The sequence below is a fragment of the Streptomyces daghestanicus genome (assembly GCF_020521275.1).
Classification (GTDB): Bacteria; Actinomycetota; Actinomycetes; order Streptomycetales; family Streptomycetaceae; genus Streptomyces; species Streptomyces griseoviridis.
Genome location: NZ_BNDX01000016.1, coordinates 289,880 through 304,690 on the forward strand (window position 1 = coordinate 289,880; position 14,811 = coordinate 304,690).

Here is a 14,811-nt window from a genome sequence, read left to right on the forward strand (position 1 = left end):
GCTCACCCCCGTCGCCAGGTCGGTCACCGGTCCCGGGCCGCCTGTTCCACCAGCGGGATGATCCGCAGCGGTACGGGATTCTCCATGACGATCGCCGTGGCGGCCCGGACGATGCCATCAAAACCGACGACGCGGTCGATCACCCGCTGGAGGTCGGCGTTGGAGCGGGCCACCAGCCGGCACAGCATGTCCCCGGTGCCGGTGGTGGTGTGCAGCTCCAGCACCTCCGGCACGGACGCCAAGTGCCGCCGCACCTGAGGGCCTTGGCCCTGCCGGATCTCCAGCGTGGCGAAGGCGGTGACGGGGTAGCCGAGCGCCGCCGGGTCCACCTCGGGGCCGAAACCGCGGATGACTCCGTTCGACTGAAGCCGCTCCAGCCGCGCCTGCGCCGTGCCCCGCGCGACCCCCAGCCGCCGGGACATCTCCAGCACCCCGATCCGCGGCTCCCGCGCCAGCAGCACGATGATCCGCCCGTCCAGCCCGTCGATCCCCGACCCCGCGCCCATCCCGGCCCCCTCGGCTGGTCATCCTGTACAGATCGCCCGGCGTATCCCGTGCGCCACTGGGCAGGATGCCCAGCCGAAACGCGAACTATTGCGCACCTTGCGGGCCAGGGGGACCCTGCGGCTATGACGCAGACCACACACCACGTTCCCGACACCGCCCGGCAGGCCGACCCCTTCCCGGTCAAGGGAATGGACGCGGTCGTGTTCGCCGTGGGCAACGCCAAGCAGGCCGCGCACTACTACTCCACCGCCTTCGGCATGCGCCTGGTCGCCTACTCCGGACCGGAGAACGGCAACCGCGAGACCGCCGCGTACGTCCTGGAGAACGGCTCCGCCCGCTTCGTGTTCACCTCGGTCATCAAGCCGTCCACCGACCACGGCCGCTTCCTCGCCGCGCACGTGGCCGAGCACGGCGACGGCGTGGTCGACCTCGCCATCGAGGTCCCCGACGCCCGCGCCGCCCACGCCTACGCCGTCGAGCACGGCGCCCGCTCGCTCGCCGAGCCGTACGAGGTCGAGGACGAGCACGGCACGGTCGTCCTCGCCGCGATCGCCACCTACGGCGAGACCCGCCACACCCTGGTCGAACGCACCGGCTACGACGGTCCCTACCTCCCGGGCTACGTCGCCGCCGACCCGATCGTCGAGCCCCCCGCCCAGCGCACCTTCCAGGCCATCGACCACTGCGTCGGCAACGTCGAGCTGGGCCGCATGAACGAGTGGGTCGGCTTCTACCACCAGGTCATGGGCTTCACGAACATGAAGGAGTTCGTCGGCGACGACATCGCCACCGAGTACAGCGCCCTGATGTCCAAGGTGGTCGCCGACGGCACCCTCAAGGTCAAGTTCCCGATCAACGAGCCCGCCGTCGCCAAGAAGAAGTCCCAGATCGACGAGTACCTGGAGTTCTACGGCGGCGCCGGCGTCCAGCACATCGCGCTCAACACCAACGACATCGTCCGCACCGTGCGCACCATGAAGGCGAACGGCGTCCAGTTCCTCGACACCCCGGACTCCTACTACGACACCCTCGGCGAGTGGGCCGGCGAGACCCGCGTCCCCGTCGACGTGCTCCGGGAGCTGAAGATCCTGGTCGACCGCGACGAGGACGGCTACCTGCTCCAGATCTTCACCAAGCCGGTCCAGGACCGCCCGACCGTCTTCTTCGAGATCATCGAACGCCACGGCTCGATGGGCTTCGGCAAGGGCAACTTCAAGGCGCTCTTCGAGGCCATCGAGCGGGAGCAGGAGAAGCGCGGGAACCTCTGAAACACCGCTGACGGGCAGCACCCCCGGGGACGCGGGGGACCTGCGCGACCAGCACGACGCGGCGGCAGACCACCGACCACCGCGCTACCGCGGGGGCGGGCCCTCCACCGAGGGCTCGCCCAGCTCCGCCAGGGTCTCCCGCGCCCGCGGCGCGTCCAGGGGCGAGAACCACGGATTGATCCGCAGCGCCTCCTGGAGATGCCGCCGCGCGGCCCCGTACCGCCCCAGCTCCCGCTCGATCATCCCCCGGTGGTACACGTACGCCGCGCTGCGCACTCCGCCCCCGCGCTCCCCGTCGGTCGCCCGGACCGCGTACCCCAGTGCCTCCCGTGCCCGCCCGGCCCGGTGCAGCGCCCACCCCAGCGCGTCCGCCACGGCCGTGGCCGGCTGCCGCCGCCACTCGGCGCGCAGCCTCCGCACCGCCGCCGCCGCGTCCCCGTGCTCCGCCTCGAACCGCCCCAGCACCAGCTCCTCGTCCGCCCCGCCGGCCGCCGCCACCCGCACCCGCTCGCGCAGCAGGCCGTACGGGACCCGCGCGGCCCGTCCCAGCCCCAGCGACTCGTACAGCTCGCCCAGCTCCAGCGCGTCCTCGGGACGCGGCTGCCGCTCCAGCGCCGCCTGGTACGCCGTGAGCGCCTCCGACGTACGTCCCAGCGCCGCCAGCGCACGCCCCTGCCCGGCCTGCGCCGCCCGCTGGTCGGGGTCGGTGCGCAGCGCCTCCTGGAAGTACCGCAGCGCCTCCTCGCGCTCCCCGCGCTCGAAGGCCAGCCGCCCCGCCTGCTCCAGGTACGCCGCCCGCTCGGCCGGCGCGGTCGCCGTCGCCACCGCGTCCGTGATCTGCGCCACCGCGTCCTCCCGCCAGCCCCGGTCCCGGTACACCGCCGCCTTGCGCGCCCGCACCGCCGCCGTCCCCGGCCGCAGCTCCACCAGCCGCTCCAGCGCCCGGCCCACCGCCTCGTGGTCGCCGAGCCCGGTGTACGCGTCGACCAGCACCGCCTGCGTGGTCCACCGCCCCGGCGCCAGCCGCCGCGCCCGCTCGCCCCACCGCGCAGCCCCGGCGAAGTCCCGGCGGGCCACCGCCAACGCCGCGAGGCCCTCCAGGGCCGCCGGGGACTCCGCCAGCCGCAGGGCGGTGCGCAGCGCCCTCTCGGCCTGCGGGAAGCGCGCCGGGTCGGCCGTCCGCCGGCCCTGTTCGACGTAGGCGGCCCCGAGCACCGCCCAGCTCCGCGCGTCCAGCGGGCGGGCCCGCACCCGCGCCTCCCGGTCGCCGATCAGCACCGCCAGATCGGGCAGCGCGGCCGGCACCCCGGCGGCCACCGCGTCGTGCGCCAGTGCCGCGGGACCCGGCGCGGGCGCCGCCGGGCCGCGCGCCCACAGCTCCCCGGGGCTCCCGGGCAGCAGCGCCAGGACACCGCCGAGGACGGCACACCCCGCCGCCGAGGCGACCAGCCACCGCCGCCACCCGACCGGACGCCGCTGAAGTCGGATCGTCATACCGCTCACTGTGCGCCCGTACGCCCTGCCACCCCGGCAGCCCAACGGCGGTGCCGACGGGGTTCACACCGATGGCCCCCGGTGCCACCCTGAGGATCATGAGCCGTATCGAAGCGCCCCGCGACGACGCCACCGCGGCGACCGGCGACCTCGCCGGCCGGCTGCTCGGCGCGCTGCCCGCCGACGCCGTCCTCACCGACCCCGACGTCACGGCCTCCTACGCCCACGACATGGCGAGCTTCTGCCCGGCCGGCACCCCGGCCGTCGTGGTGCTGCCGCGCACCGTCGAGGAGGTCCAGCACGTGCTGCGCGTCGCCACCGAGCTGCGCGTGCCCGTCGTCCCGCAGGGCGCCCGCACCGGCCTGTCCGGCGGCGCCAACGCCCACGACGGCTGGATCGTGCTCTCCCTCACCAGGATGGACCGCATCCTGGAGATCAGCCCGGTCGACCGCGTCGCCGTCGTCGAACCCGGCGTCGTCAACGCCACGCTCTCCCGCGCGGTGCGGGAGCACGGCCTGTACTACCCGCCGGACCCCTCCAGCTGGGAGACGTGCACCATCGGCGGCAACATCGGCACCGCGTCCGGCGGCCTGTGCTGCGTCAAGTACGGGGTGACCGCCGAGTACGTCCTCGGCCTCGACGTCGTCCTCGCCGACGGCCGCCTGATGTCGACCGGCCGGCGCACCGCCAAGGGCGTCGCCGGGTACGACCTCACCCGCCTCTTCGTCGGCTCCGAGGGCTCCCTCGGCATCGTCGTCCGCGCGGTGCTGGGCCTGCGTCCCGCGCCGCCCTCGCAGCTCGTGCTGGCCGCCGAGTTCCCCTCGGCCCGCGCCGCCTGCGACGCCGTCTGCGCGATCATGGCCGGCGGCCACGTCCCGTCCCTGCTGGAGCTGATGGACCGTACGACCGTCAGGGCGGTCAACGACCTGGCCCGCATGGGGCTGCCGGAGACCACCGAGGCGCTGTTGCTCGCCGCCTTCGACACCCCCGACCCGGCCGCCGACCTCGCCGCCGTCGGAGCGCTGTGCGAGGCCGCCGGGGCGACCCGGGTGGTCCCCGCCGACGACCCCGCCGAGTCCGAACTGCTCCTCCAGGCCCGCCGGCTCTCCCTCACCGCGCTCGAAGCGGTCAAGGGCACCACGATGATCGACGACGTGTGCGTGCCCCGCTCCCGGCTCGCCGACCTCCTCGACGGCGTCGAGCGCGTCGCGGAGCGGCACCGCCTGACCATCGGCGTCTGCGCCCACGCCGGTGACGGCAACACCCACCCCACGGTCTGCTTCGACGCCGCCGACCCCGACGAGTCCCGGCGGGCCCGCGCCTCCTTCGACGAGATCATGGCCCTCGGCCTGGAACTCGGCGGCACCATCACCGGCGAACACGGCGTCGGCGTCCTGAAGAAGGACTGGCTCGCCCGCGAACTCGGCCCGGTGGGGCTGGAGATGCAGCGGGCGGTCAAGCAGACCTTCGACCCGCTCGGCATCCTCAACCCCGGCAAGCTGTTCTGACTCGCCCGCCCGCGCCGGCCTCACTGGGCGAGCAGCCCGGACAGCCCCTCGTCCAGGCCGAGCTGGTCGCCCTCGCTCCCCGGCGGGCAGGCCCGCAGGGTCCGCTCCAGCCAGGCCGACACCTGCGCGGCCGGCGCCTCCAGCAGGGCCTCGCCGTCCGGGCTGCTCAGCCCCATCAGCACCACGGCACGCCCCTCCGACCTCGCCGGCCACACCCGCACGTCCCCGTGCCCGCACGGCCGGAACACCCCCTCCACGAGCAACTCCCGGGCGAAGGCCCAGTGCACGGGGTGGGCGGAGTCGATGTGGAAGCAGACGTGGACGGCGTAGGGGTCGGCGGTGCGGTAGGTGAGCCGGGCGGCGACCGGGATGCTGTACTCGGGCGCCAGGACGAGCCTCAGTTCCAGCTCCCGTTCGACGACGGTGTGACGCATCGGTGCGTGTCCTCTCTCTCGCAAGGGGCCGCGGGGCCACGGCCCGTACCGTCGGAAGAGCGGCCGGCGGCACGGGCATTACGCGGGTTCGCGGAAATTTCTCGCGAGACGGTGGCACGGGGGGTGAAGTCCGTGTGCGGGGTCGCCCGTAAAGGGGCGGGTCCGGCGGGAGAGCCGGGTGCGGAGTGCGCCCGTCTGATAGATGTGGACACCTCCATCACTCCACCGAGCAGATACGGGACGACGGACATGAGCGCCCCAACCCCGGCCCCCGGCGACGACAGGCCCCGCGAAGGGTATTACCCGGACCCGTCCATTCCTGGATATGTCCGGTACTGGAACGGTGCCGCCTGGGTGCCGGGCACCAGCCGCCCGGCGCCCGTGGACGGCGAACCGCTCGCCCCGCCGTCCGGCGCGGACCGGGCCGCCCCCTCGGTGGAGGAGACCGGCCCGCACTTCTTCGACGAGGACCCGGCCGGACCCGAGCCCGCTCCCGTGGCGTCCACCCGGACCCCGCACGGCAGCCGCCCCGAGCCCGCCTCGGGCTGGGGCGCCGACCCCGCCCGCCAGACGGGCCTGCCCGCCGGCCAGGGCGCACCCGCCTGGCCCGCGCCCCAGGGCGCCGACCCCCGGGTGCCCCGGCCGGCCGCCCCCGCCGAGGCGCCGGCCGACGCCGCGGCGGAGGCGGAGTCCGACGGTACGGTCCTCTTCCGGCGCCCGGGGCCGGGGGACGGGCCGAGTCCCGTGGCGCCCGCGTCGGGCGACGACGACCCCGGCACGATGAAGTTCCGGGCGGTCGCCCCGCGCCCGGCGACCCCGCGCCCCGCCCCGGCCGCCCCCCGCGAGATCCCCGGCGCGCCCGCCCCCGCCCCGGCCGCCCCCCGCGAGATCCCCCGCGAGATCCCCGGCGCGCCCGCCCCCGCCCCGCAGCCCCCCGCCGCCCCGGGCCCGGCCCCCGCCCCCTCCGGCCCCCAGCTCACCCCCGGCGCCCTGCCCCCGCGGACCCCGGGCCCGGCCCCCGTCCCGGCCGCACCCCCGGCCCGGACGGTCCCCGCCCCCGCCCCGCAACCGCCCCTCACCACCGGCCCCGGCGGCGGGCAGTCCTCCTGGGCGCAGCAGGTGCACCACCTCGCGAGTGGCGGGGGCGAGTCGCAGCAGCCGGTCGCCCCCTGGCGCCCGCCCGTCGACGACGTCTTCCAGGCCGCCGCCCGGCGGCAGGCCGCGGCCCGCCCCGCCGGGCTCGGCAAGCGGCTGGCCGCCCGGCTCCTGGACACCCTCGTGCTGGCCGCCGTCACCGCGGTCCCGGCCGTCCCGCTCGGCATGAAGGCCGCCGACCACATCAGCGCCAAGATCGACGAGGCGAGGCTCTCCGGCGAGACGGTCACCGTCTGGCTGCTCGACGGCACGACCTCCGTCTACCTGGGCGTCGTCCTGGCCGTCCTGCTCCTGTTCGGCGTCGTCTACGAGGCGCTGCCCACCGCCAAGTGGGGCCGCACCCTCGGCAAGAAGCTGTGCGGTCTGGAGGTGCGGGACATCGAGGCGCACGAGCCGCCGACGTTCGGCGCGTCCCTGCGCCGCTGGCTGGTCTACAGCGTGCCGGGCCTGCTGGCCATCGGGGTGGTCGGCGTCCTGTGGTGCCTGTTCGACCGTCCGTGGCACCAGTGCTGGCACGACAAGGCGGCCCGCACGTTCGTCGCGGGCTGACCGCCTCCGTCGTTCCGTACGTCCGCCGCGGGGCCGGCTGTCTCCGCCGTTCCGTAGGTCCGCGGTCGCGGGCCGGCCGTCTCCGTCGATCCCTGCGTCCGTCGCGGGCGGGCCGTCTCCGTCGGGCGGCGCAGGGGATTTCCGTACTCCGGACGGCCGCTCGCCGGATGCGTCGCCGGGGCGTTCACGGTCGACTCGGGCCATGAGCAGTGAACCGCCCCCCGGCCCCGGCCGGCAGCCGCCGGAAGACGACCCGTTCAGGAAGCAGCCCCCGCCCTCCGGAACGGGTCCGGGCGCGGGCGGCGCCGGCTCCCCCTACGACACCCCGCCTCCCTACGGCGGTGACCGGCCCCCGCCCCCCGGGGGCGGCGGCCCCTACGGCGGTGGCGGCGGGCCGTACGGCGGTGACCCCTACGGCGGCCACGGGGGCGGCCCGCCCACCGACCCCGTGGCCGGGATGCCGCCGCTCGCCGACAGCGCCCGGCGCACGCTGGCCCGCATCATCGACATGATCCTCGTCGGTCTCGTGGTCTGGCTGCTCAGCTGGGCGTTCCACGTCCAGGAGTACGAGGTGGACGGCGACCAGGTCAACGTCGGCAAGTCGTTCTGGCAGTCGCTGATCGCCGCCGTGCTCTACATCGCGTACGACACCTTCATGATCAGCCGCACCGGGCAGACGCTCGGCAAGAAGTGGCTCGGGATGCGGGTGGCTGACCTGAGCGACGGGTCGACGCCCGCCCCGCAGACCGCGCTGGTGCGCGCGGTGGTGCTGTGGGTCCCGTTCGCGTTCTGCTGCGCCTGCGTGTGGACGATCATCTGCGGCGGCTGGAGCTTCTTCGACCGGCCCTACAAGCAGGGCCTGCACGACAAGGCGGCCAAGACGGTGGTGGTCAGCACGAGTTGACCCGGACCTGATCCACAGGTCCGGGTCAACGGGCCGACGGCCGACGGGACAACCGCCAAGGGGGCATCGGGTCCGCGCGGCCGGCTCAGGCCGCGTGCCGGCGTACCTCGTCGGCGCGGCCGGAGGCGCCGGCGCCCACGGACACCGGTGCCGGCCCGGCACCAGCGCCGGTGGACGGCCGGTGGACGGCGACGGTGCGCGGCCTGCCCGCCGGCACGGTCATCGCCACCAGCAGCCCGAGGGCGAGCGCCACGACGGCGACGACGGCGATCCACCCGGCGGAGGTCGTCCGCGACAGCAGCAGCATGGCGAAGGCCGAGAGGATCACGGTGAGGGAACCGTAGGCGAGCTGTGCGACAGTCGGACGGGGCATGGCCATCGTGTCCTCGGAAGGGGGGAGTGATCTCGGGGGGTGAGACGGGCTGTCGGCCTGGCTTTCCGCCGACTCCCAGGCGTTCCGCCAAGCGACTCTAATCGGTCGCATGCCCGAGTGGAACGAGGAGTAAGCGTGGCCTGACCCATGGTGTCCCCGGGGTCGCAGCACGGGGGGCGCACGGAGTCATGCCACGCACGGACTGGACGCTCGCATGCGCCCGTTGAATATGACGGCGGATGTCGGCCGTGTTGCCGCCATGTGTCCGTTACCCGGACGTCGGCTCCGCATAACGCTCTTGATCTGTTCAAGTCAAGGTCTGTCTTTTCTCGCGAACGTCTAGTCGAATGTCGTCACTTGACTACGCGCGTTGATCTCACGTGCTCAGGGGAGGACAACAAGTGACCAGCAGACCCTGGACGTTCCGGGTGGCGGCGACCGCCGTGGCACTCGCCGCCGCGACCGCCACCGCGGCGCTGCCCGCCTCCGCGACGACCGGGGCGGACCCGTCCGCCCGGCCCGTCACCGTCGACCGGCACGACCCGCAGCCCGAGAACCAGCGGGAACACGACCTCGACGGCCCCCTGAGCAAGACCCAGGAGGCCCAGCGCCAGGAGGCCCTCAACCAGGTGCTCTCCGGCAAGGCCACCGCCAAGGAGCGCGACGGTTCCAAGGTCGTCGGCCTCAAGGGCAGGAAGGGCGACACCAAGTACGTCGAGCTGGGCCGGGAGAAGACCGACAAGATCTTCACCATCCTGGTCGAGTTCGGCGACCAGGTCGACAGCCGCTACGGCGGCACCCCCGGCCCGCTGCACAACCAGATCGCCGAGCCGGACCGCTCCGTGGACAACAGCACGGACTGGCTGGCCGACTACGACCAGCAGCACTACCAGGACCTCTACTTCGGCACCGGCAAGGGAACCGAGTCGCTGAAGAAGTACTACGAGAAGCAGTCCTCGGGCCGCTACTCGGTGGACGGCGAGGTCACCGACTGGGTCAAGGTCCCCTACAACGAGGCCCGTTACGGCTCCAACGACTGCGACACCTGCGCCTGGAACGCGGTCGAGGACGGTGTCACCGCCTGGGTCGCCGACCAGGAGGCGGCCGGCCGCTCCCTCGCCGACATCAAGGCGGACCTGGCCGAGTACGACCAGTGGGACCGCTACGACCACGACGGCGACGGCGACTTCAACGAAGCCGACGGCTACATCGACCACTTCCAGCTCGTGCACGCCGGAGAGGACGAGTCGGCCGGCGGCGGCGCGCAGGGCGAGGACGCCATCTGGGCCCACCGCTGGTACGCCTTCGGCACCGACGCCGGCGCGACCGGCCCGGCCGGCAACAAGCTCGGCGGCACCCAGGTCGGCGACACCGGCATCTGGGTCGGCGACTACACCATCCAGCCGGAGAACGGCGGACTCGGTGTCTTCGCCCACGAGTACGGCCACGACCTCGGCCTGCCGGACGAGTACGACACCGACGGCGGCGAGAACTCCACCGGCTTCTGGACGCTGATGTCCTCCGGCTCCTGGCTCGGCCGGGGCGAGGACGCCATCGGCGACCTGCCCGGCGACATGAACGCCTGGGACAAGCTCCAGCTCGGCTGGCTCGACTACACCACCGCCGCGGCCGGGACCAGGTCCAGGCACAAGCTGGGCGTCGCCGAGTACAACACCGAGAACGACCAGGCGCTGATCGTCACCCTCCCCGACAAGGAGGTCACCACCGAGGTCGCCCCGCCCGCCGAGGGCGCCACCCAGTGGTGGAGCGGCAGCGGCGACGACCTGAAGAACACCCTGCGCCGCACGGTCGACCTCACCGGAAAGACCTCCGCCGCGCTGACCCTCGACGGCTGGTGGGACATCGAGTCCGGCTACGACTACCTCTACACCGAGGTTTCCACCGACGGCGGCGCCGCCTGGACGCCCCTGGACGGCACCGCGGACGGTCAGCCGATCCCGCGCGACGCCAGTGACAAACCCGCCCTCACCGGCTCGGTCGACGCCCACCGGACGCTGACGTACCCGCTGGACGCCTACGCGGGCCAGAGGATCGACATCCGCTTCCGCTACCAGACCGACGGCGGCGTCGCCCAGAAGGGCTTCACCGCGGACGAGATCACCGTGACGGCCGACGGCGCCGCGCTCTTCTCCGACAACGCCGAGACCGCGGACGCGGCCTGGACCGCCGCCGGCTTCTCCCGCGTCGGCGCCTCCTTCACCAAGGAGTACGCGCAGTACTACATCGCGGAGAACCGCCAGTACGTCTCCTACGACACGACGCTGAGGACCGGCCCGTACAACTTCGGCTTCTCCACCACCCGCCCCGACTGGGTCGAGCACTTCCCGTACCAGAACGGTCTGCTGATCTGGAAGTGGGACACCTCCCAGGCGGACAACAACACCAGCGCCCACCCGGGCACCGGCCTGATCCTCCCGGTCGACTCCCACCCGACGGCCACGAAGTGGTCCGACGGCACCCTGATGCGCAACCGCTTCCAGGCGTACGACTCGCCGTTCAGCACCTACCGCACCGACGGCATCACCCTGCACAAGGCGGACGTCGCCGTCCGCATCCCGTCCTCGCCGGGCGTCCCCGTCTTCAACGATCACACCGGTGACTACTACGACGAGACCAACCCGGCCGGGGGTGTCGAGATAACTGACACCAACACCAAGATCAAGATCACCAAGGAGGCCAAGGACGGCTCGACCATCGAGCTGGAGGTCGGCCCCGCGGTGAAGTAGACCGCTAAAGCCCAGGTCAGAGCGTGATCGGCGGTGACCCCCTGGCGGGGCACCGCCGATCCGTGTTTAGGTGCGGGGTGTGGTTCTCTTATTGACACCGGCTGACACGGGGGTATGACCGCATGGCCGCAGGAGGCTTCAGCAAACTGCCGAACGGCACCGTGGTGGTGGCGCTGAACCTGCCCAGCCCCGCCGCCGCCGGACCCGCCGCCGTCCGCGTCCTGGTCCACGCCCGCAACCGGGCGCGCGCCCTGACCCGGCTGCGCAACCTCGGTCTGCGCGCGGTCTACCTGCGGGGCAACGCCGCACCGCCCACCCCGGACGAGATCACCGCCGTCCTGCACCACCCGGACGGCCTGCTGTGGCGCACCGCCCCGACCGGCACCGCCGCCCCCGGACCCGAGCGGGCCCAGGAGCTGTGGCACCCGATCCGGGCGCTGCTCGGCCGCCCCGCCGCCCAGACCTGACCGGGCGGCGGCTCACCGCACGACGGGCTTCCCGGTCAGCTCCACGCCCGCCGCCCGCAGCTCCTCCAGGGCCCGCTCGGTGGTCGCGGCGGCCACCCCGGCGGTCAGGCCGAGCAGCACCTGCGTACGGAACCCCTCCCGTACGGCGTCCAGCGCGGTGGCCCGGACGCAGTGGTCGGTGGCGATGCCGACCACGTCGACCTCGTCGATCCGCCGCTGCCGCAGCCAGTCGGCGAGCGGGACGCCGTTCTCGTCGGCGCCCTCGAAGCCGCTGTAGGCCGCCGCGTACGCCCCCTTGTCGAAGACGGCGTCGACCGCGCCGGAGGCGACGGCGGGGGCGAAGTTCGGGTGGAAGCCCACGCCCTCCGTGCCGGCGACGCAGTGCGCCGGCCAGGAGTGCTCGTAGTCGGGGTGGTCGGCGAAGTGACCGCCGGGCGCGATGTGGTGGTCGCGGGTGGCGACGACGTGGCGGTAGCCGGCCGGCGCCTGCCCGATCAGCTCGGTGACGGCGGCGGCCACGTCGGCGCCGCCGGAGACGGCGAGACTGCCTCCCTCGCAGAAGTCGTTCTGCACGTCTACGACGATCAGGGCGCGGCGCATGGTCGGTGTCCTTCGGCTGTCGGAACTGCGGTGACTGGGGTGGGGCCGGGGCCCGCCGGGGTGTCGCTGCGCACTCGCTCTAGCTACCCGAGCCCTCGGGCGCGTACTCCGTCGGAATGACGGGTTCCCCCCGGGAGAGCTGGGTCGCGGACAGCGGCAGGTTGGCGCGGGCCGCCGCGTGCCGGTCGCGGGCCGCCTCCAGCGGCTCCCGGGCGACGACCGCACCGCCCTTGACCAGCTCGACCAGGAGCTGCCGGCCGGCCAGCGCGGCGGGCACCGGACCGGTGCCGACCACCTCCGCCTCGGCGTGCCCGTCGGCGTCCAGGCGCCGCGCGGCCCACTTCCGTCCGCCCATCGACGTCTTCCCGCCGCTGGACTTCTTCGCCACCGGCTTCAGCGGGGCCTTCGGGTCGTCGGACTCGGCCCGGGCGACCAGCTTGTAGACCATGGACGCGGTCGGGTGCCCGGAACCGGTCACCAGCTGGGTGCCGACCCCGTAGGCGTCCACCGGCGCCGCCGCCAGCGAGGCGATGGCGTACTCGTCGAGGTCCGAGGTCACGACGATCCGGGTGCCCGTCGCGCCCATCTCGTCGAGCTGCTGGCGCACCCGGTGCGCGACCAGCAGCAGGTCACCGGAGTCGATGCGGACCGCGCCCAGCTCCGGGCCGGCGACCTCCACCGCCGTACGGACCGCCTCGGCGACGTCGTACGTGTCCACCAGCAGGGTTGTGCCCGACCCGAGGGCGTCCACCTGGGCGCGGAAGGCGTCCCGCTCGGTGTCGTGCAGCAGGGTGAAGGCGTGCGCCGAGGTGCCGACGGTCGGGATGCCGTAGCGGAAACCGGCGGCCAGGTCGGAGGTGGTGGCGAACCCGCCGACGTAGGCGGCGCGGGCGGCGGCGACGGCGGCCAGCTCGTGGGTGCGGCGGGCGCCCATCTCGATCAGCGGCCGGTCCCCGGCCGCGGAGGCCATCCGGGAGGCGGCGGCGGCGATCGCCGAGTCGTGGTTGAGGATGGACAGGATCACCGTCTCCAGCAGCACGCACTCGGCGAAGCTGCCCTCCACCCGCATGATCGGCGAGCCCGGGAAGTACACCTCGCCCTCCGGGTAGCCCCAGATGTCGCCGCTGAAGCGGTAGTCCGCCAGCCAGGCGAGGGTCTCCTCGTCGACGATGTCCCGCTCGCGCAGGAAGTCGAGGACGCCGGCGTCGAAGCGGAAGTTCTCGACGGCGTCGAGGACCCGCCCGGTTCCGGCCACCACGCCGTACCGCCGCCCGTCGGGCAGCCGCCGGGTGAAGACCTCGAACACGCTGCGCCGTCCGGCCGTGCCCGCCGCCAGGGCGGCCCGCAGCATCGTCAGCTCGTACTGGTCCGTGAAGAGCGCCGTCGAGGGAACGTCGACCGGCAGCCCGAGGTCCGCTGTGTTCATGACGGGAATCGTACCCCCATTTCGTCAGTCTGACGATTTTGATCCGCGTCACAGGGCGCGGCGCGGGCCGCGGTGTGGACCACGGCCGCCGGACCCCGTTTGTGCGACCGCCCCCTCGCGGTGGCAGCATGGGTGATGTGACGTCACCCGCTCCCGTAGAGACCGAACGCACCGAGCCGGCGGAGGAAGCCTTCGCCGTGCCCGAGCCCGACGTCCCCTGGGTCACCCTCGTCCACAACGACCCGGTCAACCTCATGAGCTACGTGACCTACGTCTTCCAGACGTACTTCGGCTACTCCAAGGAGAAGGCCACCAAGCTCATGCTCGACGTCCACCACAAGGGCCGGGCGGTCGTCTCCAGCGGCAGTCGCGAGGAGATGGAACGCGATGTGCAGGCCATGCACGGCTACGGTCTGTGGGCCACCCTCCAGCAGGACCGGAAGTAGCTGAAACGCCTCGATGCCAGGACAATTCGAACCGCTCCCCGGCGGCGGCGCGGCCGTCGCCCTCGACGACGTCGAGATCTCCATCATCCGGTCGCTGGCCGTGCAGCTCCTGGAGCTGATCGGCCCCGGTCCGGGCGAGGACGCGTCCGGTGACCCGCTCGCCGACCTCTTCGCCGAGGGCCCCAGCGAGCCCCCCTCCGACCCGGTGCTCAAGCGCCTCTTCCCGGACGCCTACACCGACCCCGGGGGCACCCCGGAGGCCGCCGAGGCGGAGGAGCGGCGGGCGCACTCGGCCGAGTTCCGCCGGTTCACCGAGAACGACCTGCGGGCCGGCAAGCGGGAGAACGCGCTGGCGGTGGTGCGCTCCCTGGACGCCCTCGCCTCCGCCTCCGCCGGGGAGGGCGGCGCGGTCCTGAAGCTGGCGCCGGACGAGTCCCGGCAGTGGCTCGGCACCCTCAACGACCTGCGGCTGGCCCTCGGCTCCCGGCTGGACATCGCCGCCGAGGACGACACCGACCTGCTCTACCGCCTCCCCGACCAGGACCCGCGCAAGCCGATGGTGATGGCGTACCTGTGGCTGGGCGGGCTCCAGGAGACCCTGGTGTCGACGCTGATGCCCTGACGCCCTGACGCCACCCGTTCACGGTTCGCTCAGCGGGGCCTCAATTCCGGATAACGATCGCGTCACCATGGCGCCCTGCTGTGCACCTTTCGGCACCCTTTTGTTCACTTCTGTCCGTGAAGTGTGCCACAGTGCGCCTCTGTGATCTCCGCCGCGACCGTGGTAAATCTTCACGACCGCCCGGGGGACACCACCCGCATGTCCGCCGGGTGCGCCACCGAGCCGGCGGACCGCCGGCCAGGCACGAGCGGGACGTGAGGCCCGCTCAGCTCCAGTATCCGGGGGGATCGCGATCCGGTCCGCGGCCGACG

General features: G+C 73.5%; 14 protein-coding genes. 8 read left to right on the plus strand and 6 right to left on the minus strand.

Features of this window, described 5'->3' with window-relative positions:
- Positions 1–23: 23 nt before the first annotated feature.
- A complete protein-coding gene (locus Sdagh_RS28060) occupies positions 24–506 on the minus strand; it encodes an Lrp/AsnC family transcriptional regulator (protein WP_189420003.1) in 483 nt (160 codons plus the stop codon).
- 123 nt (positions 507–629) lie between these two features.
- Here Sdagh_RS28060 and hppD point away from each other — a divergent pair, with 123 nt between their 5' ends.
- On the plus strand, positions 630–1,775 hold the full coding sequence (hppD, locus tag Sdagh_RS28065; RefSeq protein ID WP_189420005.1) for a 4-hydroxyphenylpyruvate dioxygenase: 1,146 nt from the start codon (positions 630–632) through the stop codon (positions 1,773–1,775).
- A gap of 84 nt (positions 1,776–1,859) precedes the next feature.
- Here hppD and Sdagh_RS28070 read toward each other — a convergent pair whose 3' ends face one another.
- Positions 1,860–3,269, minus strand: coding sequence for a tetratricopeptide repeat protein (locus Sdagh_RS28070; RefSeq protein WP_190077280.1), 1,410 nt, complete (start codon positions 3,267–3,269; stop codon positions 1,860–1,862).
- Positions 3,270–3,367: 98 nt separating this feature from the next.
- Here Sdagh_RS28070 and Sdagh_RS28075 point away from each other — a divergent pair, with 98 nt between their 5' ends.
- Positions 3,368–4,777: an FAD-binding oxidoreductase gene (locus Sdagh_RS28075; RefSeq protein WP_190077281.1), complete on the plus strand. Its 1,410-nt coding sequence runs from the start codon at positions 3,368–3,370 to the stop codon at positions 4,775–4,777.
- A gap of 20 nt (positions 4,778–4,797) precedes the next feature.
- Here Sdagh_RS28075 and Sdagh_RS28080 read toward each other — a convergent pair whose 3' ends face one another.
- Positions 4,798–5,211 carry an SsgA family sporulation/cell division regulator gene (locus Sdagh_RS28080; RefSeq protein WP_189420011.1) on the minus strand — a complete coding sequence of 138 codons (414 nt, stop codon included), beginning with the start codon at positions 5,209–5,211 and terminating at the stop codon, positions 4,798–4,800.
- Positions 5,212–5,460: 249 nt separating this feature from the next.
- On the opposite strand from Sdagh_RS28080, the gene Sdagh_RS28085 reads away from it, so the two are divergent.
- Complete coding sequence (locus Sdagh_RS28085) at positions 5,461–6,915, plus strand: RDD family protein (protein WP_190077282.1); 1,455 nt, start codon at positions 5,461–5,463, stop codon at positions 6,913–6,915.
- Positions 6,916–7,117: 202 nt separating this feature from the next.
- A complete protein-coding gene (locus tag Sdagh_RS28090; protein WP_189420015.1) occupies positions 7,118–7,819 on the plus strand; it encodes an RDD family protein in 702 nt (233 codons plus the stop codon).
- An 85-nt stretch (positions 7,820–7,904) separates the two neighbouring features.
- Here Sdagh_RS28090 and Sdagh_RS28095 read toward each other — a convergent pair whose 3' ends face one another.
- Entirely contained in the window at positions 7,905–8,198 is a 294-nt protein-coding gene (locus tag Sdagh_RS28095; protein WP_226535904.1) for a hypothetical protein, read from the minus strand.
- 395 nt (positions 8,199–8,593) lie between these two features.
- On the opposite strand from Sdagh_RS28095, the gene Sdagh_RS28100 reads away from it, so the two are divergent.
- Together Sdagh_RS28100 and Sdagh_RS28105 are read left to right on the plus strand one after the other, a co-directional pair.
- The gene (locus Sdagh_RS28100; protein WP_190077284.1) at positions 8,594–10,939 is read left to right on the plus strand and encodes an immune inhibitor A domain-containing protein; all 2,346 of its coding nucleotides are present in this window, start codon (positions 8,594–8,596) and stop codon (positions 10,937–10,939) included.
- Positions 10,940–11,061: 122 nt separating this feature from the next.
- A complete protein-coding gene (locus Sdagh_RS28105; RefSeq protein ID WP_189420020.1) occupies positions 11,062–11,406 on the plus strand; it encodes a hypothetical protein in 345 nt (114 codons plus the stop codon).
- Positions 11,407–11,418: 12 nt separating this feature from the next.
- Here Sdagh_RS28105 and Sdagh_RS28110 read toward each other — a convergent pair whose 3' ends face one another.
- Positions 11,419–12,006, minus strand: coding sequence for a nicotinamidase (locus Sdagh_RS28110; RefSeq protein WP_189420022.1), 588 nt, complete (start codon positions 12,004–12,006; stop codon positions 11,419–11,421).
- Between the two features lie 79 nt (positions 12,007–12,085).
- Positions 12,086–13,432 (minus strand): nicotinate phosphoribosyltransferase, encoded by a 1,347-nt coding sequence (locus tag Sdagh_RS28115; protein ID WP_189420024.1) that lies wholly within the window; start codon positions 13,430–13,432, stop codon positions 12,086–12,088.
- 128 nt (positions 13,433–13,560) lie between these two features.
- Between Sdagh_RS28115 and clpS the strand changes: the two genes are divergently transcribed.
- Together clpS and Sdagh_RS28125 are read left to right on the plus strand one after the other, a co-directional pair.
- Complete coding sequence (clpS, locus tag Sdagh_RS28120; RefSeq protein WP_189420026.1) at positions 13,561–13,878, plus strand: ATP-dependent Clp protease adapter ClpS; 318 nt, start codon at positions 13,561–13,563, stop codon at positions 13,876–13,878.
- Between the two features lie 13 nt (positions 13,879–13,891).
- Positions 13,892–14,500 carry a DUF2017 domain-containing protein gene (locus Sdagh_RS28125; RefSeq protein ID WP_190007464.1) on the plus strand — a complete coding sequence of 203 codons (609 nt, stop codon included), beginning with the start codon at positions 13,892–13,894 and terminating at the stop codon, positions 14,498–14,500.
- The last annotated feature ends 311 nt before the right edge of the window (positions 14,501–14,811 follow it).